The following is a 23,283-nucleotide window of genomic DNA, read 5'->3' as shown; positions in this document are numbered from 1 at the left end:
GATACAAAATAAAAACCTCTCATTACGGTGAGAGGTTTTTTATTTTTAACTTAGAATTTGAAAATCAACAATCTTAAACTGATAAAACTATGCAAACAATTTCTGAAACGGACTTAATTCTGAATCCTGATGGAAGCATATATCATTTGAACTTACGCCCTGAAGATATTGCTAATACAATTATTACGGTAGGCGACCCCGACCGTGTAGAGGTAGTTTCTAAATATTTTGACAAAGTTGAAAAAAAGGTCTCGAAACGTGAGTTTGTGACTCACACAGGATATTTAGGAAGTACTCGTATTACAGTCATTTCTAGTGGGATTGGTACTGACAATGTCGAAATTTTGATGAATGAGCTGGACGCACTTGTCAATGTTGATTTACCTACTCGCACTACCAAACAAGAACATACAAGTCTTAATATCATACGCATAGGGACTTCGGGGAGTTTGCAGGAATCTATTCCAGTTGACAGTTATGTAGTATCCAAAAGAGGAATTGGATTTGATGCTTTAGGTCATTTCTATCCTACTTCTATATCTCCATTTTCGGAAGCTATACAAGCACAAATGAACTTGGATTTTCTGTCCTATACTTCATCGGGCTCTCAAAAACTTTATGATTTGCTATTTGACGATAAGAATCCATTGTATTTTGAAGGCAATACAGTGACTTGTCCAGGATTTTATGCGCCACAAGGACGAGTATTGAGATATAATCCTAAACAAGGAAATTTACTTCAAAAATTTAATCAATTTTCTTTTCAGGGAAATGTGTTAACAAATTTGGAGATGGAGACGGCAGGATATTATCTATTTGGGGAATTGTTAGGACATGAAGTACTTTCGATGAGCGCTATAGTGGCGTCAAGAATGACTCATCAATTTTCAAAAAATCCAGAAAAACATACTGAAAGTTTGATTCAACAGGTGCTTGAAAAAATTACAAGGCTATAATTAGGAGTGAGTGATTAGAGGTTGAGTAATTTTGTAATTACCTCATTTATGAATAGGATGCGACTTAAGTCTCATCCTATTCATAAAAATACCTTAAAACAATATCCAAAACTCAGAACTTGTCTTATTTCCTAATTTCCCGCTTTTTTAGCCTTCCATTCTGCTTTGAGTGCTTTTCGTTCTTCTGGACTTAAGCTTCTCCATTTTTCTACAAGCTCTTTACGCTTTCCTTTTAAAGCTGCTTTTTCTTCTGGAGACAATGAATCCATCTTGGCTTTTCGAGCGGCGGCTTTTTCTTCTAACTTGGCTTTCTGTTCAGGTGTCAAATTGGCAAGTCTAGCCTCTACCCTTTCGCGCTTTCTTTCTTTTGTAGTTTCTTGGCTAGTTTGAGCTTTTACTGAAATTGCACCAACTAATAGTGTAACACTTAAAACAAGGATTTTTTTCATGATTGACTGAGAATTAAAGGTTTCGAAATTTTTCCTTTTGACCAAACTGAACATACAAAAGTTTAATCTCTTTTTCCTCATAATCAACACTACACTTCTAATTGCATCACGTAGTCATTCATCCAATAATCATTACCGATATTAATATCCTCCTCTTTAATGATTTTAAAACCTTGTTTCTCATAAAAACCAATCGCTTTATTATTGCGATTAACGTTTAAATGAACAAATTTCAATCCTAGTTGCTTAGCATATTTTGCCACTTCCTGAATCAATAATTTTCCAATGCCTTTACCTTGGGCAGTGGGGAGCATATACAGTTTATGAAGTTTCATTACTTCATCATCCTTACGTTCGAAGCCTGCAAATCCGAGTGGAGTATCACCTTCGTAAGCAAAAACAAAGGTATTTGTTTCAAATTGTCGGGTCAAGGATTCTGAAGAATACATCATGTCTAACATAAACAGCGTTTGCTCTTCAGTCAAGATATGTCCATAAGTTGGTCGCCAAGTTTGTTCGGCGATGGTTTGAATCAAAGGTATATCCTCAGTTGTTGCTTCTCTTAACTTAATCAAATTTTGCATCTTTTAATGAAAAGTATTCTGGGTGTTTGGGGGTAATATTTTTATAAAATGATTGAATTTTAGGTAAATCCTCCTCATAATTTCCTGAAGGCTGGAATACACCTAAAAAACCTGCTTCTTTTTTTCCAAAATCCAAAAAACCAAGGACTATCGGAACGCCAGCATTTTTGGCGATATGATAAAAACCAGATTTCCATTCGCTTGTAAAGGAGCGTGTACCTTCGGCAGGAACTAACAATTGCATCTCAGGCGCATTTATGAGTAAATCTGTCATCATCTGCACCAAATTATTCTTTTGAGAGCGATTAACAGGGATTCCTCCCAAGCCACGAATTATAATGCCAAGAGGGAATTTAAAAAGTGAATCCTTTGCCAGATAGCGAATCTTACATCCCATGGCATAAAGGGTAGCCATAGCATACGGATAATCCCAATTGGAGGTGTGTGGCACAGCAATAATTACTGCTTTGGGATATTTCTTAATTCCTAAGGGAGTCTTATCTACAATCTTCCAGCCACTTAGCTGTAAAATCAGTTTACCAATAATTTTCAACATGGTATTATTGAGCTCAAAACTAAATTTAATCTCTAAAAGCCTATTATCTTTGGGTCAAAATCAGTGGACGTTTTAGAAATAAGCTTCTAAATAAATTCAAAATTTGAGGTTGTTTTTGTTCATTGTTTTTCAAATGTAATCATTTTTCTTGTGGGAGAAAACGTTATTTGTGATTAGCCTTTCAGTAAGTAAAAATAAGTTATGAGTTAATCGTATATCAGTTTTTTGATTTCACTCATAATCTTTCAGATTCTGTCAAAGTTTAACATATCTATTGAATTAATTTACCTTTTCTGTTACTTTAAGGAGTAGGAAAAATTAAATCCGTGGCACGCTTTGATTATAAACTTTTGCTTGTTGGCATCCACAAATAACGATTATGCTATTTACTAATAAGGGCTTCTCACTCAAGTATTAGTGCAAAATAAAATTGCGTTAATCAGCTCTAGGCTGTAAGCAAAAAAGCTTCTATTATTTCATGATAAATACTTTTAACTTTTAGCCTACTGCATAAAGCATAGAGCCTATTGCTGATCAAATTAAATACAAACTAAGACAATCCCTAAAATCAACTTTGCAATGCAAAAGCCTTTAATTCTCATTTCAAACGACGACTCTATTGCTTCTAAAGGAATCAAAACATTAGCCACCATCATGTCACAATTGGGAGAAGTAGTAGTGGTAGCGCCTGACTCACACCAATCAGGTATGGGACATGCAATCACGCTTGATCGTCCTTTACGTGTGAGCGAAGTACATAATTTTTTACCCGATGTAAAAGCATATAAGTGTAGTGGTACACCAGCAGACTGTGTAAAATTCGGGAAGCATTATATTTTAAAAGGACGTAAAATTGATTTAGTCGTAAGTGGCATTAATCATGGCTCCAATTCGTCTATTGCAGTAATTTATAGTGGAACGATGTCGGCAGCTATCGAAGCCGCAATTGAGGGTATTCCTGCAATTGGTTTTTCTTTATGCGAATTTGGGGCAGATATCGAGTTTAGTCATGGAGAGCCCTACATCAAACAAATTGCTCAAACAATCTTACAAAATGGTCTTCCGCATGGAGTGGCATTGAATGTAAACATTCCTGCAAAGTCAGAAGAGGCTATCAAAGGAATTAAAATATGCCGTCAAACAGATGCCCTTTTTCGTGAAACCTTCGAAGAGAGAAAAGATCCTTATGGTCGAGCCTATTATTGGATGGATGGTTACTTACAAAATGATGATAAAGGCGGAAATACCGACGAAGATGCTTTAAAAGAAAACTATATTGCGATAGTGCCTGTTCAATTCGATTTAACTGATTATAAAGCGATTGACATTTTAAAATCTATTAAATTGGGTGAATAAATGCTAAAGCTCAGTTGAGAATTTAACATTTGCATTATTTTAACCTCAAAATTTAACAATAACTTTGAAATTCATTAAATACAATTCAGAGATTAAGTAGCAATGTAGCTTTGTAAATACAACATTAAAATCACAATGTACTTTTCTCTTTCAAAATATCAAAAATATGGCAATAGTCGGTAATCTACTAAAGAAAGGAATTGGTTTGACAACAGTGATTCAGCGTAAAAAAACGAATCATGCCAAACTACAGAAAAAGACACTGATTAAGTTGTTGAATAAAGCACGATTTACACAATTTGGTGACAAATTCAATTTTGAAGACATCATGAATGCAGCTTTGTTTTCGGATGATAAAGAATATTATACCAAATTTAAAAATCAGGTACCCGTTTACGACTACAACAAAATGTATGCTGAATGGTGGTACAAAGCACACGAAGGCGAAAAAAACGTCGCATGGCCAGGTCGTGTAAAGTATTTTGCATTAAGTTCAGGTACTTCAGAGGCTGCCTCCAAACATATTCCTGTGACTAAGGATATGGTAAAGGCTATTCACAGAACGTCTATTCGTCAGATTCTGTCGCTAGGTGCCTACAAAAATTTGCCTCCTCAGCTTTATGAAAAGGGCTATTTGATGCTAGGTGGTAGTACCGAGTTACAACAAATGGGCACACACTATGAAGGCGATTTAAGTGGTATCACTGCTGGAAAAATTCCTTTTTGGTTTGAAAGATTTTATAAGCCTGGCAAAAAAATAGCTGCTACTCGCGACTGGAGTGAAAAACTAGATAAAATTACCAAGCAAGCTAAAAATTGGGATATTGGCTTTATCGTAGGTGTTCCTGCGTGGATTCAGCTATTGATGGAAAAAATTATTAAAGAATATGGTGTCAACAATATCCATGATATTTGGCCAAATTTGGAGATATTCTGTCATGGTGGAGTAAGTTTTGAGCCATACAAACAAGGTTTTGAAAAACTACTTGGTCGCCCTATTACTTATATCGAGACCTATTTGGCATCGGAAGGCTTTTTGGCTTACCAAACACATCCTAATAGCGATATGCGTTTGGTGCTTAATAATGGTATTTTCTTTGAATTTGTTCCTTTCAACGAGAACAACTTTGATTCGGATGGTACTATGGTAGAGCGTCCCGAAACTTTGATGATTGACGAGGTAGAAGAGGGAAAAGAATATGCCTTGCTTATTTCGACTGTTTCGGGAACTTGGCGATATTTGATTGGAGATACTATTAAGTTTACCAATAAGAAAAATGCAGAAATTGTCATTACAGGTCGAACTAAGCATTTTTTAAGTCTTTGTGGCGAACACCTTTCTGTTGATAATATGAATAAAGCTATTGAATTGGCTTCTAAACACTTCAACATTGATATTAGAGAGTTTACCGTTGTGGGCAAAAAAGCAGAAACAACCTTTGCCCACCACTGGTATGTTGGCACTGACGATAAAATCGAAGAAGCAGCATTGGAGCAGTTTATCGATAAAACACTTTGCGAAATTAATGATGATTATCCGGTTGAAAGAAAACATGCACTCCGTGAAATGAAAGTTCATGTACTTCCTACCAAAACTTTCTATGATTTCTTAGCTTCAAAAGGAAAAACTGGTGGTCAAAATAAATTCCCAAGAGTTATTAAGAAAAAAGAACAAATTGAAGATTGGGAAAATTTCTTATCAAAATAAATAGCGTAAATCTACATCAGTAGAGATGCAATGCTTTGCATCTAGAGATATGTTATTGGGGAATATAGTATCAAAAAAGGCATTCGGAATGAGTTTTTCGAATGCCTTTTTTGGTTAATAGTAAATAGGTTCTAAGTCGCAACCTTAATGGAAAAAGTTTATTTCCTCAAATTTCTTTCTGCTTGAAGTATATGTCTTTCCTGATGGATTATTAAAAAATAAAGCGCATCACCTAATCTCAAGGACAAAAATTTTGCAATTGAGATAGGGATTTTAATCTGATTGAGTTGATAATCTTTGGCAAGCCTAAGAATTTCCAGTAAACTCTTTTGATGAGTTATAAACCTATCTAATACATCAAGTGCAGGAAGCTCAGAGTCAGGAATATAGCCTTTCATTGCTTTAAACTTGCTTTTTCCTGTTTCAGGGTGCATACTTTTGATTGCCAATTTCCCCAACCATGTCGATTTGATGGAATGATTCTGCAAGAATTTCTCATTAGTTGACATCCCTTCTTGAAAGCTTCGCAGATAATAGTCACTGTAAGCATTTAGATGTGCCAAACATTGGGCGACACTCCACCCTGCTGTATGGCTAGCTTGTAATAATGTTATTGCATCGGCTGTATATCGCCATTCTACAACCTTATCCAATTGTTTTTCTGTGAGTTGTAATAAAAAATGGAGAAGTTCTTCTTTTGTATCAAAATAGGTTAATCCCATGATTTAAAATAGTTGATTTCAATACAAAGGTAAATGAGCCATAATTTTAAAATCTTGGTATTTTCTAAGATTTATAATTTAATAGAATTAATGAGCTTGCTAAAATTGGTTGCGTCGATTCCAATGTAATTTGCCAAATACTTATGAGGAACGATTTGAAGAATATGGGGACTTCTTTTCAATAAAATTCTAAATTTTTCTTCTGCTGAATAACATTGTATTTCTACTAATCTTTCGAGCAAACCACTAAAGGCATACAACAAACCTTCAAACAGTAATTGATTTATCGCAGGGTAGATTTTCCCTAAATCTCGAACCTCGTAAATATTGGCACGCAACAAGGTAGATTTGGTCAGAGTCTCATAAGTATATTTGGTAGTTCGACCTGTCAGCATTGAATCAAGAACACCTCCAAAATTTGCTTGATAGGTAAATAAAATAGTAGCTTCGTACCCTAAATCATCTTGAAAGACAATCCTTTGGACACCTTCAGTTACAAAATATAAATACTTTTCTGTAGAACCAGCCTCTGTCAATACAGATTTTCGGCTGTAACCGATTGGTTTAAAAAGTGTATAAAACCTTCGTAATTCCTCTTGATTGAGAATCTGGAATGAATTTACCGTTCTTTCAAACAAACGATATGATTCTTCAGGATTATCCATGATAAATCGTTTTGAGCATTTTCCCGATAACTTTTCCTTTCTGAATAAGTAATTCTCTGGAGTTTTTTAACGAATCTGCCAGTGATTGTGGCCCAGTCTGAATAGCACTAACATATACCATTTCGGGAATTTCCAAAAGCTTATCAAGTTCTTGAATTTGTCCAGCTACCCCAAAGATAGGTTTATGATATGTTTTAGCATATTTCAAGACTTCAGAAAGCACTTTTCCTTGAAAAGATTGACTATCAATACGACCTTCACCTGTAATAACTATATCAGTTTGTTCAATCGCTGATGATAAACCGATAGCTTCAAAAACCCAGTGGGCAGCCGAAATGACTTTTCCTCCTAAAAAACAAATACCCCCTGCGCCTATTCCTCCACCTGCGCCCGAACCTGCTATCTCTTGTGTGTCTATTGAAAATGTATCTTTAAAAAGTTGATGAATATGCTCAAGACCATGATTTAATTCTATAACCTCCTCTTGATTCGCACCCTTTTGTGGCGCATATATGTAAGCAGCTCCATTTTTTCCAAAAAGTGTGTTTGTGACATCTGTTGCCACATAAAATTCAGTCAAATGAATTCTTTTATCTATATACTTGGCATTGATAGAAGCTATTTTCTTTAAATTTTCGCCTGACGCTTCCAAATCGTTTCCTTTATCATTCAAGAACTTATAGCCTAATGCTTTCGCCATTCCCATTCCTGCGTCGTTGGTGGCACTCCCCCCTACGGTCAAAAATATCTTTTGGGCTCCTTTATCAAGTGCATGTCTAATTAGTACGCCCGTTCCAAAGGTAGAAGTCTTCATAACATTTCTTTCCTCAGGTTTGAGTAATTCTAACCCAGAAGCTTTTGCCATTTCGACAACAGCTATTTTTTGTTCAGCTATCCACAAATAACTAGCATCAATAGGTCGGTGCAGGGCATCAAAGGTTTGTACAAATTGATAAGTTCCATTCAGTGCCACCTTTAATGCTTCGAGTGTTCCCTCACCTCCATCAGCCAATGGCTTTTGAATTATCTGAGATTCTGGAAAATTATAAAGAATTCCTTCAGCAATAGCAATACATACCTCCGTTGCCGAAAGAGCATCTTTGAAAGAATCACAAGCGATGAGGATATTCATGGTTAAAACATAAACTGTTTATACAAGATAGCCATAGCAGAGCCAATAAAAACCAAGCCAGCGACTTGGTTAATTCGAGCAATGATTTTGGGAGTAAGCACTTTTTTCATTTTATTAGCATAATACGAAATAAGCGATTCTGCTAACATTGTTGCTACCAGACTCAGACAGAAGAAGATAATAATCTGTTCTAAATCAAAATGTTGTGCTCCTTTTAGATAAGTAGATGTACCAAATACGGCAATATAATTAGAAGGATTAAGTAGATTTAGAAATAGCCCAGAGGTAAAGTAATAAAGAACTGTACCAAATTTGGTTTTGGGATAAACTAATTGTGGTTGTTGTTTGAAAATACTGATTAACCCTAGCCCAATCAATAACACCGCTCCTCCTACAGACAGATAAACATCAAAATTGTCGATTTGGGGCAATAAAGCAGTTCCAAAAACTGCAAAAAACATCAAAATAGCATCTGCTGCCGTAACTCCCAAGGCAATCAACATCCCACTTTTGTAACCATTGTCTATACTCGTTTGGATCAATCTAAAAAAGGCTGGACCAAAAGTAAAGCATAGAATAAAACCATACAAAAAGCCAAAAAACGCTGCTGTTATCATACATGAATATCTTAAAATTTGTTTCAGTAAAAAAAGGTGCGTTATTATTTACCAAACAAAATGTTTTTTCTTAATTAAATTCCTTTCAATCTTGCAACTTTTAACAAAGCGGCAATACTCAGCGAATCAGTGATTTCTGAGTTCATAACCATTTCGATTGCCTTTGACAAACTTACTTTTTGAATTTTCAAAATTTCGGTATCATCTGGCTCAGATTCGCCAAAGGTGAGATTTTCGGCCAAATACATATAACCAACTTCGTCGGTTACAGAATTAGAAGTATGAATACGCCCTAACTCAGTCCAGCTTTCGGCAGAAATACCTGTTTCCTCTTTCAATTCTCGTTTGGCAGACTCGATACTTTCTACTTCCAAGGCGCCACCACCCATAGGAATTTCCCAAGAATATTCTTCTAAAGGATAACGATATTGTCCTACCAGCCAAGTATTTAAATCACTATCTACAGGAACAATTGCAATCGCTTTGTTTTTAAAATGCGCTACCCCATAAATGCCAGGTTCGCCGTTAGGTTTAATCACTTCCTCGTGTCGAATACTTACCCATGGATTGTCGTATACTTGGGTAGAAGAGGTTTTGGTCCAAGGATTTTTTTCTTTTGTCATATCACAAAGGTAGAGCAAGAAGCTGAGATACAAAACAGGAAATATTACGTTTTATTTGAACTATTCCGAAATCGATTCGGTTTTCTAAATCATTCCCTATATTTTTCGTTTGATAAACTGAAGGCTTAAAAGAAAATTGGAGTAATATTTTTTTTCAAAATGGTAAAGGATAAATAAAACTTCCCAAACCAGTAATCAACTCCCTTTCAGTACCTTTGTGGAAATTCTAACAATACCATGACCCCTAAATATCGGATTATCTTAGCTTCATTTATAGTCAGTACACTATTAATGATTATAAAGTTTGTGGCCTATTACATGACCTATTCAAGTGCAATTTTAACCGATGCACTCGAATCAATCATCAATGTAGTTGCCAGTGGTTTTGCCTTTTATGCCATCTATTTAGCCTCACAGCCCAAAGACCTCAACCACCCTTATGGGCATGGGAAAATTGAGTTTTTTTCGGCTGGCCTTGAAGGAGTCTTGATTGTCTTAGCTAGTATCTTTATCATATTTCATGCTACCCAAAACTTTTTCAATCCTCAACCTCTTTCTGACCTACCGTTAGGTTTGGGCATTATTATTTCAGGCGTTATAGTCAATTGGTTTTTAGGATATTATATTGAAAAAGAAGGCATCAAATACCAATCACCAACCTTAATTGCCGACGGGAAGCACCTCAAATTAGATGCACAAAGCGGTATCATTCTGATTGCAGCAGTTGCGTTGGTGGTATTTACCAAATCAGCATGGGTGGATGGCGTTGCGTCAGTGATATTTGCCGTTTATATGGGTTGGAGTGGTATAAAGATTATGCGAAAATCCATTGGTGGCTTGATGGATGAAACAGACCTAGATACATTAGAAAAAGTAGTACAGATTTTGAAAAATAATAAAAAATCTGAATGGATAGATATTCATAATTTAAGAATCCAACACTACGGTGCCGATCTTCATATCGACTGTCATATTACTTTGCCACGTTATTATAATCTTGAAGTCGTGCATGCCAATGTCCATGAGTTTGAAGATATTTTAGGTGCTGAATTTCATGGTAACGTCGAAATTTTTATACATGCCGACCCATGTTTAGACGATTGCTGTTATTATTGTAAAGTGCAAGATTGTCCAATTCGTAAATTTCCTATTTCCAAACATATCGAATGGAATGAAGTCAATTTATCTCTTAATCAGAAACACTTCATTGAAAGCATATAGTATTCTTTTTCTCGCCAGTATTTGTAGTATTTTAGGACTATGTGGTTGCCTACAAGGCTTTACCATGAGTGCTAGTCAAGTAGATGAATATTATACTGCCTTACCCCCAAAACCTGACTTTGGTTACGCAGAATATGACCATAAAAAAATCTATTTTTCTCAATCTACCAATATCCGACACAAACTACTATTTCTCATTCATGGAGCTCCAGGTGCTTGGTTTGGATATAAAAATTATTTGAATGATTCATTGTTACTAAAAGAGTTCAAAATAGTTGCAGCAGACCGATTTGGGTATAATCATTCTGATAATAGGCTAGTTTCTATTGATGAACAAGCAAAGGCATTTTACACATTACTCCAAAAATATCCTAACTATGAAGTTACCGTAGTAGGTCGTTCGTATGGAGCTGCCATTGCCGCCAAATTAGCAATGGACTATCCAGAAATGGTCAAAAAATTATTACTAATTTCTCCTGCATGTGCCCCAAAACTAGAAAAATACTGGTGGTTTTCTAAGCCCGTGAATATGGGATTTATAAAGTTTTTTTTACCTTCTTATGTAAATAGAGCAAGCGAAGAAAAATTTGCACATCAAGAAGAATTAGCGAATTTAGAAAAGGATTGGAGTAAAATTCACTGTCCAGTAATTATATTACAGGGAGGCAAAGATTGGATTATTGATACTCGAAATGGAGCTTATCTCGATTCTGTAATTACGAAGGCTCCAAAGCAATATATCTATTTACCTGAAAATGGGCATTTATTGACTGCTGAAAGAAAAGACTTAATAAAAGATTTGTTATTAAAACCGTAGACCTTCAAAGATAAGGTCTACGGTTTTGAGTCTATTTTACTTCTTTAAGCTGTTGTAAAGCTGTAAGTTGTTTCATATTTTTCTCCATTCCTTCGGTAGAGCCGTCCAAGAAAATCACATTTCCTTTTCCTTGTTCAGCAAAATGCTTAATGGCTTCAGTCCACATCGAAAACAAAATAAGTGATGCGTCTAATTGATTGTCTTTCATTACCTTAGCAGACTCTGCCATACCTTTAGCTACCTCTTCGCGGAACAAAGCCACCCCTTGACCGCGTAGTTGTGCTGCCACTTTTTCGGCTTCAGCTGCAATACGAATAGCATTTCCTTCTGCCTCAGCAGCTTTAGTTTTGGTAATTAATAAAGCTTGACCTTCGTTTTCAGCAGCAGCTTTTAGGTTATTCGAGGCTACGATTTGTGCCATCGAACGCATAATTGCTTCATCAAATGCAATATCATTCAATTGCAAATCAATCAGATGGTATCCCCACGTTTCGAGCGTATTATCGATGTGTTCTTTTACCTGAATCACAATTTCGCTTCTCAAACCAAGTACTTCTGCCTGACGCTTAGTTGCTACCAATGCACGAATTGTTCCTTCAATTGTACGAATCAAGGCTTGCATAAATGAGCGCTCATCCATAAACTTAAACGCTACATTTTTGATTGTCTGCTCCTCTTGATTCATTACGGCATACACCAACATGGCTTTAAAATTCACATTGGCTTGGTCAGCAGTAATAGCTTGGAATTCTAACTCAATTGAACGACTTTGAATAGAGATTTTCTTAAAGATTGCTTCAACAAATGGGATTTTGAAGTTTAGCCCTGGCGTCATAATTCGCTGATATTTCCCAAAAATAGTCACAACTGCGACAGTTCCTTGGTTTACAATAGCAAACGAAAGCGCCAACAGAGGGAAGGCAATAACTAATAATACAAGTAAAAACGACATAGTTGTAAAATTATAGGTTAAAAAAACAGCACACTCGGACGAATATGCTGTTCCAATTTTACAGAAAAAATACCAAAGTCAATAATAATCTTTCAAATTTATGCGCCTTTAATACTTCCCATACCTCCATCAACACCAATTATCTGCCCAGTAATCCATGAGGCTGAATCATTTAATAAAAACGTAGATATACGGGCGATATCCTCTGTTGTACCAACTCTTCCAAGGGGATGACGTTTGTTGGAAGCTTCTTTTTTCTCTTCCGTAGAAAGCAGGTTTTTAGCTAAAGGTGTATCTGTCAAGGATGGAGCCACGCAGTTTACTCGAATTTTTACAGGGGATAACTCAGCAGCCAAAGATTTTGTCAATCCTTCAACCGCTCCTTTAGATGCTGCTACCGACGCATGAAAACCCATCCCTATTTTTGCGGCAACTGTACTAAACAATACGATGGATGCTCCATTTGCTTTTTTGAGCTTGGGCAAAACTGCTTGAATCACAGCTACAGCTCCTATCAGGTTTATCTGAAAATCAGTTTTAAAGTCGTCTAAGCTCAAGCGATTGATTGGCTTTAAGTTGATTGTACCAGGACAATAAACAAGTCCATCTATCGATTCGGGTAATTGACCCAATACTGAAGTATCAGTGGAATTAGCATCCCAAGTAAAATGAGTTATTCCTTCTATTGACGGAGCATTTCTTGAAGCAGAAAAAACTTGATGCCCTTCACCAAGCAGTTGCAAGGCAATTGCTTCTCCAATACCAGAGCTAGCACCAATAACTAAATAATTCTTTATCATATCTTGTGGAATATTTTAAAAATTCTTTTAAACAAAAAAAGACATTCAAAGTATAAACTTCAAATGTCTTAATTTGTTTGAGCTTCAAGAAACAATCACATTATCTGCTAGATTCCTATATACTTCAAAAATTCCTGACGTACGCTTTCCTCTTGAAATTTACCACCATAGTAGCTTGTTACTGTCGACGAGGTATCATCTTTGACACCACGAGATGCAACGCAAAGGTGTTTGGCATCAATCATTACTGCTACATTCTCAGTACCCAAAATTTCTTGTAAATCCCTAGCAATCTGTACTGTCAAGCGCTCTTGTACTTGCGGGCGCTTTGCATAATACTGAACAATTCTATTTAGCTTTGACAAGCCAACTACCTTTCCTTCAGCAATATAAGCCACATGAGCCTTGCCAAAAATTGGTACAAAGTGGTGCTCACAATTTGAATAGAAAGAAATATTTTTTTCAACCAACATTTCATTGTATTGATACTTATTCTCAAACAATGCAATAGATGGCTTATTTTTAGGGTCTAAACCACTAAAAATCTCTTTGACATACATTTTTGCTACACGTTTTGGAGTACCTTTCAACGAATCATCCGTTAAATCTAGACCTAAGGTTTCCATAATTTGTCTGAAATGATATTCAATTTGAGCTATTTTCTCTTCTTCACTCAGCTCGAAGGCATCAGCACGCATAGGAGTATCCACAGAAGTCGCAATGTGGTCATCGCCAATTTCTTCATCAGTTAGCAATAATTTTCCATTATTATCCAACAGGGTATTCAACAAAGTTTCGTTCTGTTTCATATAATCTGATTTTTATATCCAAGTTTGGGTTTAGTTTGTTTCTTAGGATGTCATAAATAACAATAGCAATATTTTCAGCAGAAGGATTCAAATCCTTAAATTCCTCGGTATCAAGATTTAAGTTTCTATGATCAAATCTATCCAAGATTTCTGTCTTAATAATGTCACTCAACACCTTCATATCAATCACATAGCCTGTTTCGGAATCTAGTTCACCAATCACTTGTACAATCAATTCATAATTATGACCATGAAAGGTTGGGTTGTTACATTTACCGTAAACTCGCACGTTCTTCTCATCCGACCAATTGGGATTGTGAAGGCGATGTGCGGCATTAAAGTGTTCTTTGCGGAACACCGCCACTCGCTTTGTACTCATTGTAGTTTTGCTAATTTAAAAGTGAATTTAGAGACATACGGACATATTGGGCAGAATATATCCCGAGCTTACGCTCCAACTGAAACAAACTATATTTCATCGGGGATTTAGTCGTCAAGTTTAAAAGTCGTCTGAAAGGTTGTCAGCAACACTCTTAAACTAAATCGGCGAGTAGTTCTTTCATTGAGTCAAACTTAATGTTTGAATAAAATGTTTCGATTTTGTTTAAATTTTTATTTAAAACATTAAACAAAATACAATTGTCTCATAAACATCAAATGGTTTTGGATGACCCTCCGAATTAATAAACACAGAATCGATTGAGATTGTTCAATGTGATGATTAAAAGTGATTTTGCATTTAGTAACTCAAAGATACAAAGGAATTGGATTATAATAATAACTTTACCCGAGGTTTGAGTCGATAAAGAATCTAGCATAGTTTGGTATTCTTTATTGTGCAAAAATAAGGAATTACTAAAATATAGTTTTTGCTTCATCGCCCACAAACTCCTGTTTCTGAACCAGTTTAGATTGCACTCAAAACTTACACAGAAACCGAAATTTGGGGATATCAGAGTTTTTTAATTAGTTTGGCTAAAAAATAAAAACTATTCCTAAATTTGCGGTAATATATTACCTCGCTTTTGAGGCGACAGTAACACTATTCTCAAAAAATATATTGCTACTTTCATCGAGCATTTTTTATATGGCAAAACTATTAATCATGGCAGGCGGGATGTCTTCTCGCATGAAAAAAACAGACGGCAATTCAAATTTGGATGAAAAGCTAATCGAACAAGCAAATACACTTCCAAAAGGTATGATTGGCGTAGGGAAAGACGGTCGTCCGTTTATGGATTATCTTTTATATAATGCGCATCGTGCTGGATATGATGAAGTTTTGATTCTAAAAAACCCGAAAGATACTGTAACGCAACCTTATTATGATCAATTGGTAGCTGATGGCAAAGCTTGGGGCTTTACTTTTAAATTTGCAACACAACAGATTGCACCTGACCGTGAAAAGCCTGCTGGAACAGCCGATGCTATTCAACAAGCCTTGGAGCAAACACCTGAATGGAAAGGCGAACGCTTTACAGTTTGTAACTCCGACAATTTGTATTCAGTTTCTGTACTTACACTTTTAAAGGATGCAGAAATTCCGAATGCTGTAGTGTCTTACAACGCTGACGCATTGGGTGTAGAACCAGAACGTGTTAAAGCTTTTGCGATTATCAAAACAAACGAAGATGGTAGTTTGGTAGAAATCTTAGAGAAACCCAACGACGAACAAATTGCCGAAGCAAAGCGTGTGGCTGGACAAATTGGAGTTAATATGAACGTGTTTCACTTTAAATATGATGATATTTTGAAATATGTTCAGTCTGAACCTTTCAATCCCATCCGCAACGAACGTGAATTGCCAAGTGCGGTTACTCGTATGGCAAAAGAGAATCCAGGTTTAGTAACCACCGTTCCTGTAGCTGAGAATGTACCTGATTTAACCTCAAAAGGTGATATTTCGTTAGTTCAAAAATATTTGGTTGATGAATTTGGCGATTTCTAAAATATTCAGCCTTAATTCATAACCTTCCTACCCCGACTGTTGTTATAGAAACAGTCGGGGTATTTTATTGTCAATCTACCAATAAGCCCTAAATTTGCACAGTCAATAGTTTTGACAAAAATTCAAATTTATATTTTAGCTCGTTATGTCGAATAACTCTCAAATAGTGAACCTTATCGAAAAAGGCACCAAGTATTGTACTTCTCTTACCGAATATAAACGTCGTGAAACAACCTCTGTAAATATCGGAGATTTGTGGATGGGCTCACAATATCCAATTCGTATCCAATCTATGACAACTATCGATACCATGGATACCATTGGTTCGGTAGAACAAACGCTCAGAATGGTGGAGTCTGGTTGTGAGTTGGTACGTATTACAGCACCTTCTGTAAAAGAAGCGCAAAATTTAGAGAATATTCGCAAAGAACTTCGTAAGCGTGGTTGCAATGTCCCATTAGTTGCTGATATACATTTTACGCCTAATGCAGCAGAACTAGCGGCAAGATTGGTCGAAAAAGTGCGTATCAATCCAGGAAACTATGCCGACAAAAAGCGTTTTGAAACTATTGATTATACTGAATCGTCGTATCAAGCAGAATTAGAACGTATCAGAGACAAGTTTGTTCCTCTAATTAAAATTTGTAAAGAATACGGTACTGCCATGCGTATTGGTACCAATCATGGTTCGTTGAGCGATAGAATTTTGAGTAGATATGGCGATACACCACTTGGAATGGTTGAGTCTGCCTTAGAATTTTTGAGAATTTGTGAAGACGAAAATTACTTCAATATCGTCTTATCAATGAAGGCTTCGAATACACAAGTAATGGTTGAAGCTTATCGTTTGCTTTGTAAAAAGTTAGATGAAGAAGGACTAAAACCTTATCCCTTACATCTTGGTGTAACCGAGGCTGGCGAAGGTGAAGATGGTCGTATCAAGTCGGCTGTCGGAATCGGAACGTTGTTGGAAGATGGTCTTGGAGATACCGTGCGTGTTTCATTGACGGAAGACCCTGAATTTGAAGCACCAGTTGCCAAAAGTCTCATCGATAGATATACACATCGTGCCGAAACCACTACATTGATTCCAGCTTGGAAACCTGCAAACACAGAACTTTCTGAAGCATTTGACTCGCCTATAAATCCATTCCAACACTTCAGACGAGCAACCGAAGACGTTGCAGTTTTTGGTGGACATAACGTTCCAAGAGTGATTGCAGACTACTCTCAAGTAGGTATTAATGAACATGATGATTTAAAGTCGATTGGTCATTTTTACTTACCTGCTACTGACAAGTGGGCAATGAATGATTTAGGTGCCGATTTTGTGTACTCAGGTCAAAAGCCAGCATCTTTCATGTTGCCAATGGGACTTAAAGAAATCGTTGACTACAAAATTTGGTCAGAGAAAAATTGTCCAGAAAATTTATTCCCTTTGGTAGCTATTGAGACTATTTCAAAAGATATTAAACTACATAACTCCCTGAATTTCATTGCAGTTAATATTGACAATCTCAAGCCAGAATTTATTTCAATTTTATCATCTTTAAGAAAGGCTGTTTTGGTGATTTCTACGAATAATACGCATGGAATGCCAGCCTTAAGACGCTTCTTTTTTGAGCTAATAAGTCAAGCAATAAAGCTTCCTGTTGTTATTTGGCGTCAATACGGAGCTATGTCAGCTAGTGATTTTCAACTCTTTTCAGCAACGGATTTAGGTGGTTTATTAGTAGATGGCTTAGGCGATGGAGCTATACTTTCTGTACCTCAAAATACCCCCGAATCAGAATTCCAAGGCTTGGCGAAAATCTACAATTCTACAGCATTTGGTATCTTGCAAGCTGCTAGAACTCGTATGAGTAAAACTGAGTACATCTCATGCCCATCGTGTGGTCGTACCTTATTCGATTTACAAGAAACCACAGCAATGATTCGTAAAAGAACGGATCATTTAAAAGGTGTAAAAATCGGAATTATGGGCTGTATTGTAAACGGTCCTGGCGAAATGGCAGATGCCGATTATGGCTATGTCGGTATAGGAAAAGATAAAATCGCTTTGTATCGTGGACAGCAAGTAGTTAAAAAATCTGTGCATGCCGACCGTGCAGTTGATGAGCTTATTGAGCTAATTAAAGAAGATGGTGTGTGGTTTGAGCCAGCGCAAAATGCAGAATTAGCGGATATGCTTTAATTGTAAAATTAGATTCTTTGTTATACTAACAGAGAATTACACTCAAATAAATATTGTTTCACAATAGATTTCAAAACCATGAGTCGTATCAAAGATCAATTCAAATTAGGTGAAGCCTTTGGTTATTTTCTTAGAGTTTTCTCTAAACCAGACCCGTCGAAACCGACAAGCTTCAATTTGCGCACGATGCACTTCATCAACAAGATTTCGATTTTGATGTTTTTAGTTTGTCTAATCGTTATGGTTTATCGTGCCTTTATTCGCTAATCTTACTAGACATGAACATCGAACAGTTCAGAGAATATTGTTTGTCAAAAAAAGGTGTTACAGAAGAACTTCCCTTTGGTCCTGAGACTTTGGTATATAAAGTCATGGGAAAAATATTTGCCCTCACAGGGCTTGACAGCGAAGTTTTTACGGTAAATCTTAAATGTGACCCTGAAAAAGCTGTATCGCTTCGTGAGGAATTTTCTTTTATTATTCCAGGCTTTCACATGAACAAAAAACATTGGAATACCGTTAATTTTGAAAGAACTCCTTCGAAGATGGCATCCGAACTTGTAGACCACTCTTATGAAATTGTGGTATCAGGCTTAACCAAAAAACTTCGAACAGAGTTAGCACAATTATAAACCAATAGCAATCGTTTCTGTACTATGGAATGGCTAGTCCTCTTTTTCTTTTTACCGTTTGTCCTAACCTTGATGTTCTTCAATTGGTTGGAGGAGAAGTTTATTACCATTAAAAATAGGGAGAAGCTAGAAGATGGTGAACACCTAATTCATCATCGAAAATATAAAGAAGCACTTTCATTTTTTACCGAAAAACTAAAACGCTTTCCAAAATCAGCCAAAGCGCATTATTATCGCTCACTTTGTAATTTGCAATTGGGAAACTTATATTCGGCATTGTATGACATCGAACAATCTTTGAGTTTTGATAATACAGTTGGAGAGTCTTATGTAACCAAAGGAAAGATTTTGTACAAATTAGAGGATTATGACGGTGCATTCTTAGAATTTGATAAAGCTGATTGGCATTTTAGAAGTGAAAACCCGACAGCACTACGATGGCGAGGAATGGCAAGGTACCAATTAGGTCAACGGAAAAATGCTATTGAAGATTTCCAGCAAGCTGTGCAATTAGGTGATGAAGATTCTGACTATATTTTAAGAACGAGTTTTGAATATATTCATAAAATTTAACAAAAAAGGTGAATGACTCAATATCATTCACCTTTTTTGTTTTGTTACAATTCTAAAACTAACGCCCTTTTGTAGCCCAAACATTTGCTTTTGTCAAGGCAGCTTTATCCGAAGTTCTTGATTTCACAAAATTACTTAGATAAGTATAGCTTGCCTTATCGGTTTTAGCATCGATGATTGATTCTAATATTTTGATGGCCTCCGCTGATTTTCCTTCTCTAAATAAAGCAGTAGCCTCCTCTCTAAACACACGTACACCGATTGCTTTTTGAGTCACCCCAAGTTTTGCGAGATTCCCTTTTACTTGTGCAATTTTAGCAGAAGAGTATTTATTACCTCTACTCGAATAAAGCGAATACATGATAATATTCTCAGCTGTTTGCTTCACTAAATTTTTATCAAACTTGGCATTAAATTCAGCAAGGTGATTAATCATGTACACAAAAAGAGGATTCTCATCATCCATAATAGCTTTTTGAAGCACAGCAAAATTCACGTTACTGGTGTATTGGGTGGTAGGAATTGACTTTGCATACGTTTTCAATACTGCGATATTCATGACTGTATCTTTCAGAATACGAGCCATATAGCCATAATCAATCAAGAAATTAGTAGTTCTGTTTCCACTTTGATAAATAGCTTTATAGCCAGTTGCTCTCTTTTGTGGGTTCAAAGCAATCATTGCCGACGAAATAAGCGCCTCGGGCGAATTGGTATTCTCTCCCATAATCGCAATGTGCATCAGTTTAACGTCTTTGTCAAAAAACAGCAACGTTGGCGTTGATGGAATCCAAATATTTTGTTTTTGTAAAAAACCAGCCGCTTCAGGCGATGTCATATCCAATTTATAGGAAATATAATTTTTATTATAAATATCCCCTACTTGTTGGTTTTCGAAAGTTGGTTTAAACGCCATACAAACATGACAAGTGGGTGCATATGCCTCTAAGAATACCGCTTTATTTTGAACTTTTGCCAAATCAAAAACGGTTCGTAAATTTCCGCCAGAAATAAAATTGACACCTCGCTGGGCAATCGTAGAAAGACTCAATAACAACAAAACGACAATACTTAGCAAAGCTCTTTTCATAGTGAATGTATTAGGGATATGGTTGGAAACAACAAATATATTTGCAATAAAAAAGCTGATTATGCTGGAAAACTCCAACATAATCAGCTTTCAGATGTTAGAAAATTAAGCTTGTTGCTGTTGAGCTGCTTTCATTTCCTCCTTCAAAGTTTGGCTCAAATCTTTACACAAAGTGTCGATTTTGATTGCCATGGCTTCATCGCCAGTAGCACGAATAGCGGCTTCTGCGATACTTCCCATCATCTCGATATAGAAACGTTTCATTTCAAGTACATCCATATCTTTGGTCCATAAAGGTAAAGCAAGCGTCCCTTTGTGGTAGTGATCCCAAACACCAATAAAGATAGATTTTGTTTCCTCAATTCCTTCGTTAGGGTTTTCGGTAGCAGTCCACTGAATTTGCTCTGGAATACTTTGGTCGTCTAATGTTACTTGAAAATTGATTTCTGATTTTTTCATGATAAATTCTTCACCTGCTTAAATATTGTGCAAGTATCTATATTGGAAAATTAAAGCTTTCAGATGAAACAGCGATTTCAGTCGAAAAGTTTGCTTAGTGCAAACAAAAGCTTACAGCGAATTTAGCACAAAAAACTAGTTAGAACCAAATACTTTTTTGAGAAGGTCTGTTACACGAGCAGCGGGATTCTCACGAATCTTCTGTTCTTCTTGTGCAACCAACACAAATAATCCATCGATTGCCTTTTGTGTGGCGTATCCTTTCAAATCTGGATTTAGCTTTTGTGCTGTAAAAGGAATCTTGTTATAAGTAGTTGCAATATCGCCATACAATTTGGTCGCGCCCGTCGAATTGATAGATTCTTCCATAATTGGAGCGAATGCTTTAGCCAATGCGTCTGATGATGTACGTTTTAGATATTGTGTAGCAGCGTCTTTGTCACCTTTCAAAATACTCAAAGCATCTTGAATTGTCATTTTGCTAATAGCATCCACAAAAATTGGTACTGCCTGACCAGCCGCCTTTTCTGCACCTCTATTTAAAGTCGTGATAAATTTATCACATTCACTTCCTAAGCCAATTTGACGAAGCTTTGCTTCTACTTTTTGTGCCTCGGGTGGAAACAATAATTTAATGGTTTGATTACCCAAAAATCCATCGAGCGCCCCTGCTTGTGCCGAAGAGTTTTTGATACCAACTGTCAATGCTTCTTTTAAGCCTTTACCTATTTCATCTGAAGTAAGTCCGCCCTTACTCGCATTTGCCAATACATCATTGGCTTGTTTTAAGATATTTCCTAGGTTTTGAGATTGACAACTAGTTACTGTACCTAATAGGCAGATGGCGATAAGAATTCTTTTCATAAATAAGATGTTGTTTAAATGGAGAGAACCTGTCGTCCTCGATTACTTTCATTTTCAGACTTTAAGAGTGAATAGAAGTAACAAAATCTAAGATTTCAGTGCTCGGTCTTTTAAAATCTTTTGCTTTGTACTATTGAATTAAACGACAAAAGTGGCGAAAATGTGTAATTTTGGGCAAAAATAATGAATTCTTAGCAGGGCTTATCCGAAACGACGTGGTTTATTCAGTTGAAAGTTGAATAAATTAATCCTAAAAGCATCTTGAACCTTTTAAGCAATGATTAAAGCAGAGATTATTACAATTGGGGATGAAATCCTGTATGGTCAGATTACAGACACTAATACGCAATGGATTAGTGCAGAATTAGATAAAATTGGTATTAAAACCGTCCGAAAATCTTCCGTTGGAGACACCGAAGAGGCGATTCTAACGATTTTTTCTGAGGCTTCGAGTCGTGCGGATGTAGTATTGGTCACTGGAGGATTGGGTCCTACAAAGGATGATATTACCAAAAAAACTTTTTGTAAATTCTTCGGAACAGAACTAGCCGTCCACGAACAAGCCCTTATCGACCTAAAGGCTTTTTTCCATAAAAGAGGTCGAGAAGTTACAGGACTTAATTTAGGTCAATCCGAATTGCCACTTAATGCTACATATATTCAAAACAAACTAGGTACAGCGCCAGGTATGTGGTTTGAACAAAATGGAGTCATTTATATTTCGATGCCAGGGGTTCCTTACGAAATGAAAGGACTGATGTCAGATGCGATTTTGCCTCAACTTCAAGGTCATTTTAAAACACCTACTATTTTCCATCAAATTATCAGAACTGTCGGTATAGGAGAATCTATTTTAGCAGAAAAAATTGCTGATTGGGAAGATGCTTTACCTGAAAACATAAAGCTCGCTTATCTGCCCTCGATGGGAAGTGTCAAACTGCGACTTACGGGTTTTGGCGAAAATGAGGAAGAAATAAAAATTCAAGTTGCTTCTGAGGTTCAAAAGCTTATTCCAATCATTGAGGAGTTTGTATATGCACTCGAAGATATTGAGCTAGAAGTTGCAATAGGAAGACTTTTGAAAGAAAAAGGTCTTACTGTTTCTACAGCCGAAAGCTGTACAGGCGGATATTTAGCTCATCAATTTACCAAAGTTGCGGGCTCGTCAAGTTATTATTGGGGAAGTGTTATCTCGTATGATAATTCGGTCAAAATCAATCAACTTGGTGTAAGACCAGAAACTTTAGACCAATTTGGAGCTGTTTCGGAAGAAACCATTATTCAAATGTCTGAAAATGTACGTCAAAAATTAGGTACTGATTTCGGATTGGCAACCAGTGGTATTGCTGGTCCTGACGGAGGATTACCTGACAAACCCGTAGGAACAATTTGGATTGCGGTAGCAACAAAAGATCAGACATATACTCAAAAGCTTCAATTGGGAGGCTTTAGAGAGCAAAATATTCATTTAACTTCTATCAACATACTTAATTTATTGAGAAAAGTTTTGAAATAACTGAACAGTTTCGGATTTTCGGCCGAAAATGAGGTTTGAG

At 36.3% G+C, this 23,283-nt stretch carries 26 protein-coding genes; 11 read left to right on the top strand and 15 right to left on the bottom strand.

Features of this window, described 5'->3' with window-relative positions; translation table 11 throughout:
- Positions 1-89: 89 nt before the first annotated feature.
- Complete coding sequence (locus QM491_RS09590) at positions 90-956, top strand: nucleoside phosphorylase (protein WP_283327286.1); 867 nt, start codon at positions 90-92, stop codon at positions 954-956.
- A gap of 131 nt (positions 957-1,087) precedes the next feature.
- On the opposite strand, the gene QM491_RS09585 is transcribed toward QM491_RS09590, so the two are convergent.
- The 3 genes from QM491_RS09585 to QM491_RS09575 form a co-directional block, all read right to left on the bottom strand.
- Positions 1,088-1,405, bottom strand: a complete 318-nt coding sequence (locus QM491_RS09585) for a hypothetical protein (RefSeq protein ID WP_283327285.1) — start codon at positions 1,403-1,405, stop codon at positions 1,088-1,090.
- Between the two features lie 89 nt (positions 1,406-1,494).
- Positions 1,495-1,989 carry a GNAT family N-acetyltransferase gene (locus QM491_RS09580; RefSeq protein ID WP_283327284.1) on the bottom strand — a complete coding sequence of 165 codons (495 nt, stop codon included), beginning with the start codon at positions 1,987-1,989 and terminating at the stop codon, positions 1,495-1,497.
- A complete protein-coding gene (locus QM491_RS09575; protein ID WP_283327283.1) occupies positions 1,973-2,545 on the bottom strand; it encodes a 1-acyl-sn-glycerol-3-phosphate acyltransferase in 573 nt (190 codons plus the stop codon). The genes QM491_RS09580 and QM491_RS09575 overlap by 17 nt, the downstream gene beginning before the upstream one ends.
- A gap of 579 nt (positions 2,546-3,124) precedes the next feature.
- Between QM491_RS09575 and surE the strand changes: the two genes are divergently transcribed.
- Both surE and QM491_RS09565 read left to right on the top strand, forming a co-directional pair.
- Complete coding sequence (surE, locus tag QM491_RS09570) at positions 3,125-3,901, top strand: 5'/3'-nucleotidase SurE (protein ID WP_283327282.1); 777 nt, start codon at positions 3,125-3,127, stop codon at positions 3,899-3,901.
- Positions 3,902-4,067: 166 nt separating this feature from the next.
- The gene (locus QM491_RS09565) at positions 4,068-5,609 is read left to right on the top strand and encodes a GH3 family acyl-acid amido synthetase (protein WP_283327281.1); all 1,542 of its coding nucleotides are present in this window, start codon (positions 4,068-4,070) and stop codon (positions 5,607-5,609) included.
- 158 nt (positions 5,610-5,767) lie between these two features.
- On the opposite strand, the gene QM491_RS09560 is transcribed toward QM491_RS09565, so the two are convergent.
- The 5 genes from QM491_RS09560 to QM491_RS09540 all read right to left on the bottom strand — a co-directional run bounded on the left by QM491_RS09560 (position 5,768) and on the right by QM491_RS09540 (position 9,368).
- A complete protein-coding gene (locus QM491_RS09560; RefSeq protein WP_283327280.1) occupies positions 5,768-6,331 on the bottom strand; it encodes a DinB family protein in 564 nt (187 codons plus the stop codon).
- 71 nt (positions 6,332-6,402) lie between these two features.
- On the bottom strand, positions 6,403-6,996 hold the full coding sequence (locus QM491_RS09555; protein ID WP_283327279.1) for a Crp/Fnr family transcriptional regulator: 594 nt from the start codon (positions 6,994-6,996) through the stop codon (positions 6,403-6,405).
- Positions 6,989-8,128: a glycerate kinase gene (locus tag QM491_RS09550; protein ID WP_283327278.1), complete on the bottom strand. Its 1,140-nt coding sequence runs from the start codon at positions 8,126-8,128 to the stop codon at positions 6,989-6,991. Before QM491_RS09550 ends, QM491_RS09555 begins: the two co-directional genes overlap by 8 nt.
- A gap of 2 nt (positions 8,129-8,130) precedes the next feature.
- Positions 8,131-8,745, bottom strand: a complete 615-nt coding sequence (locus QM491_RS09545; RefSeq protein ID WP_283327277.1) for a LysE family translocator — start codon at positions 8,743-8,745, stop codon at positions 8,131-8,133.
- 74 nt (positions 8,746-8,819) lie between these two features.
- Complete coding sequence (locus QM491_RS09540) at positions 8,820-9,368, bottom strand: NUDIX domain-containing protein (protein ID WP_283327276.1); 549 nt, start codon at positions 9,366-9,368, stop codon at positions 8,820-8,822.
- 237 nt (positions 9,369-9,605) lie between these two features.
- Here QM491_RS09540 and QM491_RS09535 point away from each other — a divergent pair, with 237 nt between their 5' ends.
- Together QM491_RS09535 and QM491_RS09530 are read left to right on the top strand one after the other, a co-directional pair.
- Complete coding sequence (locus QM491_RS09535; RefSeq protein WP_283327275.1) at positions 9,606-10,589, top strand: cation diffusion facilitator family transporter; 984 nt, start codon at positions 9,606-9,608, stop codon at positions 10,587-10,589.
- Positions 10,540-11,406 carry an alpha/beta fold hydrolase gene (locus QM491_RS09530; RefSeq protein WP_283327274.1) on the top strand — a complete coding sequence of 289 codons (867 nt, stop codon included), beginning with the start codon at positions 10,540-10,542 and terminating at the stop codon, positions 11,404-11,406. The genes QM491_RS09535 and QM491_RS09530 overlap by 50 nt, the downstream gene beginning before the upstream one ends.
- Positions 11,407-11,437: 31 nt before the next feature.
- Here the strand turns inward: QM491_RS09530 and QM491_RS09525 are convergent, their stop codons facing one another.
- The 4 genes from QM491_RS09525 to QM491_RS09510 form a co-directional block, all read right to left on the bottom strand.
- Positions 11,438-12,358 (bottom strand): SPFH domain-containing protein, encoded by a 921-nt coding sequence (locus tag QM491_RS09525; protein WP_283327273.1) that lies wholly within the window; start codon positions 12,356-12,358, stop codon positions 11,438-11,440.
- Positions 12,359-12,456: 98 nt separating this feature from the next.
- Entirely contained in the window at positions 12,457-13,158 is a 702-nt protein-coding gene (locus QM491_RS09520; protein WP_283327272.1) for an SDR family NAD(P)-dependent oxidoreductase, read from the bottom strand.
- A 107-nt stretch (positions 13,159-13,265) separates the two neighbouring features.
- Positions 13,266-13,967: a GTP cyclohydrolase I FolE gene (gene folE / locus QM491_RS09515; protein ID WP_283327271.1), complete on the bottom strand. Its 702-nt coding sequence runs from the start codon at positions 13,965-13,967 to the stop codon at positions 13,266-13,268.
- Positions 13,927-14,346 (bottom strand): 6-pyruvoyl trahydropterin synthase family protein, encoded by a 420-nt coding sequence (locus QM491_RS09510; protein WP_283327270.1) that lies wholly within the window; start codon positions 14,344-14,346, stop codon positions 13,927-13,929. The genes folE and QM491_RS09510 overlap by 41 nt, the downstream gene beginning before the upstream one ends.
- 708 nt (positions 14,347-15,054) lie before the next feature.
- On the opposite strand from QM491_RS09510, the gene QM491_RS09505 reads away from it, so the two are divergent.
- The 5 genes from QM491_RS09505 (at position 15,055) to QM491_RS09485 (ending at position 19,314) form a co-directional block, all read left to right on the top strand.
- Complete coding sequence (locus QM491_RS09505) at positions 15,055-15,915, top strand: sugar phosphate nucleotidyltransferase (RefSeq protein ID WP_283327269.1); 861 nt, start codon at positions 15,055-15,057, stop codon at positions 15,913-15,915.
- A gap of 145 nt (positions 15,916-16,060) precedes the next feature.
- Entirely contained in the window at positions 16,061-18,109 is a 2,049-nt protein-coding gene (gene ispG, locus QM491_RS09500; protein ID WP_283327268.1) for a (E)-4-hydroxy-3-methylbut-2-enyl-diphosphate synthase, read from the top strand.
- Between the two features lie 78 nt (positions 18,110-18,187).
- Complete coding sequence (locus tag QM491_RS09495; protein WP_283327267.1) at positions 18,188-18,376, top strand: DUF6728 family protein; 189 nt, start codon at positions 18,188-18,190, stop codon at positions 18,374-18,376.
- An 11-nt stretch (positions 18,377-18,387) separates the two neighbouring features.
- Positions 18,388-18,741 carry an MmcQ/YjbR family DNA-binding protein gene (locus QM491_RS09490; RefSeq protein WP_283327266.1) on the top strand — a complete coding sequence of 118 codons (354 nt, stop codon included), beginning with the start codon at positions 18,388-18,390 and terminating at the stop codon, positions 18,739-18,741.
- Positions 18,742-18,765: 24 nt separating this feature from the next.
- Positions 18,766-19,314 (top strand): tetratricopeptide repeat protein, encoded by a 549-nt coding sequence (locus QM491_RS09485; RefSeq protein WP_283327265.1) that lies wholly within the window; start codon positions 18,766-18,768, stop codon positions 19,312-19,314.
- Positions 19,315-19,372: 58 nt separating this feature from the next.
- On the opposite strand, the gene QM491_RS09480 is transcribed toward QM491_RS09485, so the two are convergent.
- From QM491_RS09480 to QM491_RS09470, 3 genes are all read right to left on the bottom strand, one after another.
- Complete coding sequence (locus QM491_RS09480) at positions 19,373-20,404, bottom strand: thioredoxin domain-containing protein (protein WP_283327264.1); 1,032 nt, start codon at positions 20,402-20,404, stop codon at positions 19,373-19,375.
- Between the two features lie 105 nt (positions 20,405-20,509).
- Positions 20,510-20,863: a gliding motility protein GldC gene (gene gldC, locus QM491_RS09475; RefSeq protein ID WP_283327263.1), complete on the bottom strand. Its 354-nt coding sequence runs from the start codon at positions 20,861-20,863 to the stop codon at positions 20,510-20,512.
- Positions 20,864-20,998: 135 nt separating this feature from the next.
- The gene (locus QM491_RS09470; RefSeq protein WP_283327262.1) at positions 20,999-21,727 is read right to left on the bottom strand and encodes a DUF4197 domain-containing protein; all 729 of its coding nucleotides are present in this window, start codon (positions 21,725-21,727) and stop codon (positions 20,999-21,001) included.
- Between the two features lie 277 nt (positions 21,728-22,004).
- Here QM491_RS09470 and QM491_RS09465 point away from each other — a divergent pair, with 277 nt between their 5' ends.
- Positions 22,005-23,243, top strand: a complete 1,239-nt coding sequence (locus QM491_RS09465; RefSeq protein ID WP_283327261.1) for a competence/damage-inducible protein A — start codon at positions 22,005-22,007, stop codon at positions 23,241-23,243.
- Positions 23,244-23,283 lie beyond the last annotated feature (40 nt).

Source organism: Flectobacillus longus, assembly GCF_030056705.1.
Taxonomy (GTDB): Bacteria; Bacteroidota; Bacteroidia; order Cytophagales; family Spirosomataceae; genus Flectobacillus; species Flectobacillus longus.
Note: the sequence above shows the minus strand (reverse complement) of the source record. Positions and strands in the feature narration are given on the sequence as shown.

Coding starts and splice junctions, on each gene's coding strand:
- QM491_RS09590 (WP_283327286.1), top strand. CDS start 90: ATGCAAACAATTTCTGAAACGGACTTAATTCTGAATCCTGATGGAAGC.
- QM491_RS09585 (WP_283327285.1), bottom strand. CDS start 1,405: ATGAAAAAAATCCTTGTTTTAAGTGTTACACTATTAGTTGGTGCAATT.
- QM491_RS09580 (WP_283327284.1), bottom strand. CDS start 1,989: ATGCAAAATTTGATTAAGTTAAGAGAAGCAACAACTGAGGATATACCT.
- QM491_RS09575 (WP_283327283.1), bottom strand. CDS start 2,545: ATGTTGAAAATTATTGGTAAACTGATTTTACAGCTAAGTGGCTGGAAG.
- surE (WP_283327282.1), top strand. CDS start 3,125: ATGCAAAAGCCTTTAATTCTCATTTCAAACGACGACTCTATTGCTTCT.
- QM491_RS09565 (WP_283327281.1), top strand. CDS start 4,068: ATGGCAATAGTCGGTAATCTACTAAAGAAAGGAATTGGTTTGACAACA.
- QM491_RS09560 (WP_283327280.1), bottom strand. CDS start 6,331: ATGGGATTAACCTATTTTGATACAAAAGAAGAACTTCTCCATTTTTTA.
- QM491_RS09555 (WP_283327279.1), bottom strand. CDS start 6,996: ATGGATAATCCTGAAGAATCATATCGTTTGTTTGAAAGAACGGTAAAT.
- QM491_RS09550 (WP_283327278.1), bottom strand. CDS start 8,128: ATGAATATCCTCATCGCTTGTGATTCTTTCAAAGATGCTCTTTCGGCA.
- QM491_RS09545 (WP_283327277.1), bottom strand. CDS start 8,745: ATGATAACAGCAGCGTTTTTTGGCTTTTTGTATGGTTTTATTCTATGC.
- QM491_RS09540 (WP_283327276.1), bottom strand. CDS start 9,368: ATGACAAAAGAAAAAAATCCTTGGACCAAAACCTCTTCTACCCAAGTA.
- QM491_RS09535 (WP_283327275.1), top strand. CDS start 9,606: ATGACCCCTAAATATCGGATTATCTTAGCTTCATTTATAGTCAGTACA.
- QM491_RS09530 (WP_283327274.1), top strand. CDS start 10,540: ATGAAGTCAATTTATCTCTTAATCAGAAACACTTCATTGAAAGCATAT.
- QM491_RS09525 (WP_283327273.1), bottom strand. CDS start 12,358: ATGTCGTTTTTACTTGTATTATTAGTTATTGCCTTCCCTCTGTTGGCG.
- QM491_RS09520 (WP_283327272.1), bottom strand. CDS start 13,158: ATGATAAAGAATTATTTAGTTATTGGTGCTAGCTCTGGTATTGGAGAA.
- folE (WP_283327271.1), bottom strand. CDS start 13,967: ATGAAACAGAACGAAACTTTGTTGAATACCCTGTTGGATAATAATGGA.
- QM491_RS09510 (WP_283327270.1), bottom strand. CDS start 14,346: ATGAGTACAAAGCGAGTGGCGGTGTTCCGCAAAGAACACTTTAATGCC.
- QM491_RS09505 (WP_283327269.1), top strand. CDS start 15,055: ATGGCAAAACTATTAATCATGGCAGGCGGGATGTCTTCTCGCATGAAA.
- ispG (WP_283327268.1), top strand. CDS start 16,061: ATGTCGAATAACTCTCAAATAGTGAACCTTATCGAAAAAGGCACCAAG.
- QM491_RS09495 (WP_283327267.1), top strand. CDS start 18,188: ATGAGTCGTATCAAAGATCAATTCAAATTAGGTGAAGCCTTTGGTTAT.
- QM491_RS09490 (WP_283327266.1), top strand. CDS start 18,388: ATGAACATCGAACAGTTCAGAGAATATTGTTTGTCAAAAAAAGGTGTT.
- QM491_RS09485 (WP_283327265.1), top strand. CDS start 18,766: ATGGAATGGCTAGTCCTCTTTTTCTTTTTACCGTTTGTCCTAACCTTG.
- QM491_RS09480 (WP_283327264.1), bottom strand. CDS start 20,404: ATGAAAAGAGCTTTGCTAAGTATTGTCGTTTTGTTGTTATTGAGTCTT.
- gldC (WP_283327263.1), bottom strand. CDS start 20,863: ATGAAAAAATCAGAAATCAATTTTCAAGTAACATTAGACGACCAAAGT.
- QM491_RS09470 (WP_283327262.1), bottom strand. CDS start 21,727: ATGAAAAGAATTCTTATCGCCATCTGCCTATTAGGTACAGTAACTAGT.
- QM491_RS09465 (WP_283327261.1), top strand. CDS start 22,005: ATGATTAAAGCAGAGATTATTACAATTGGGGATGAAATCCTGTATGGT.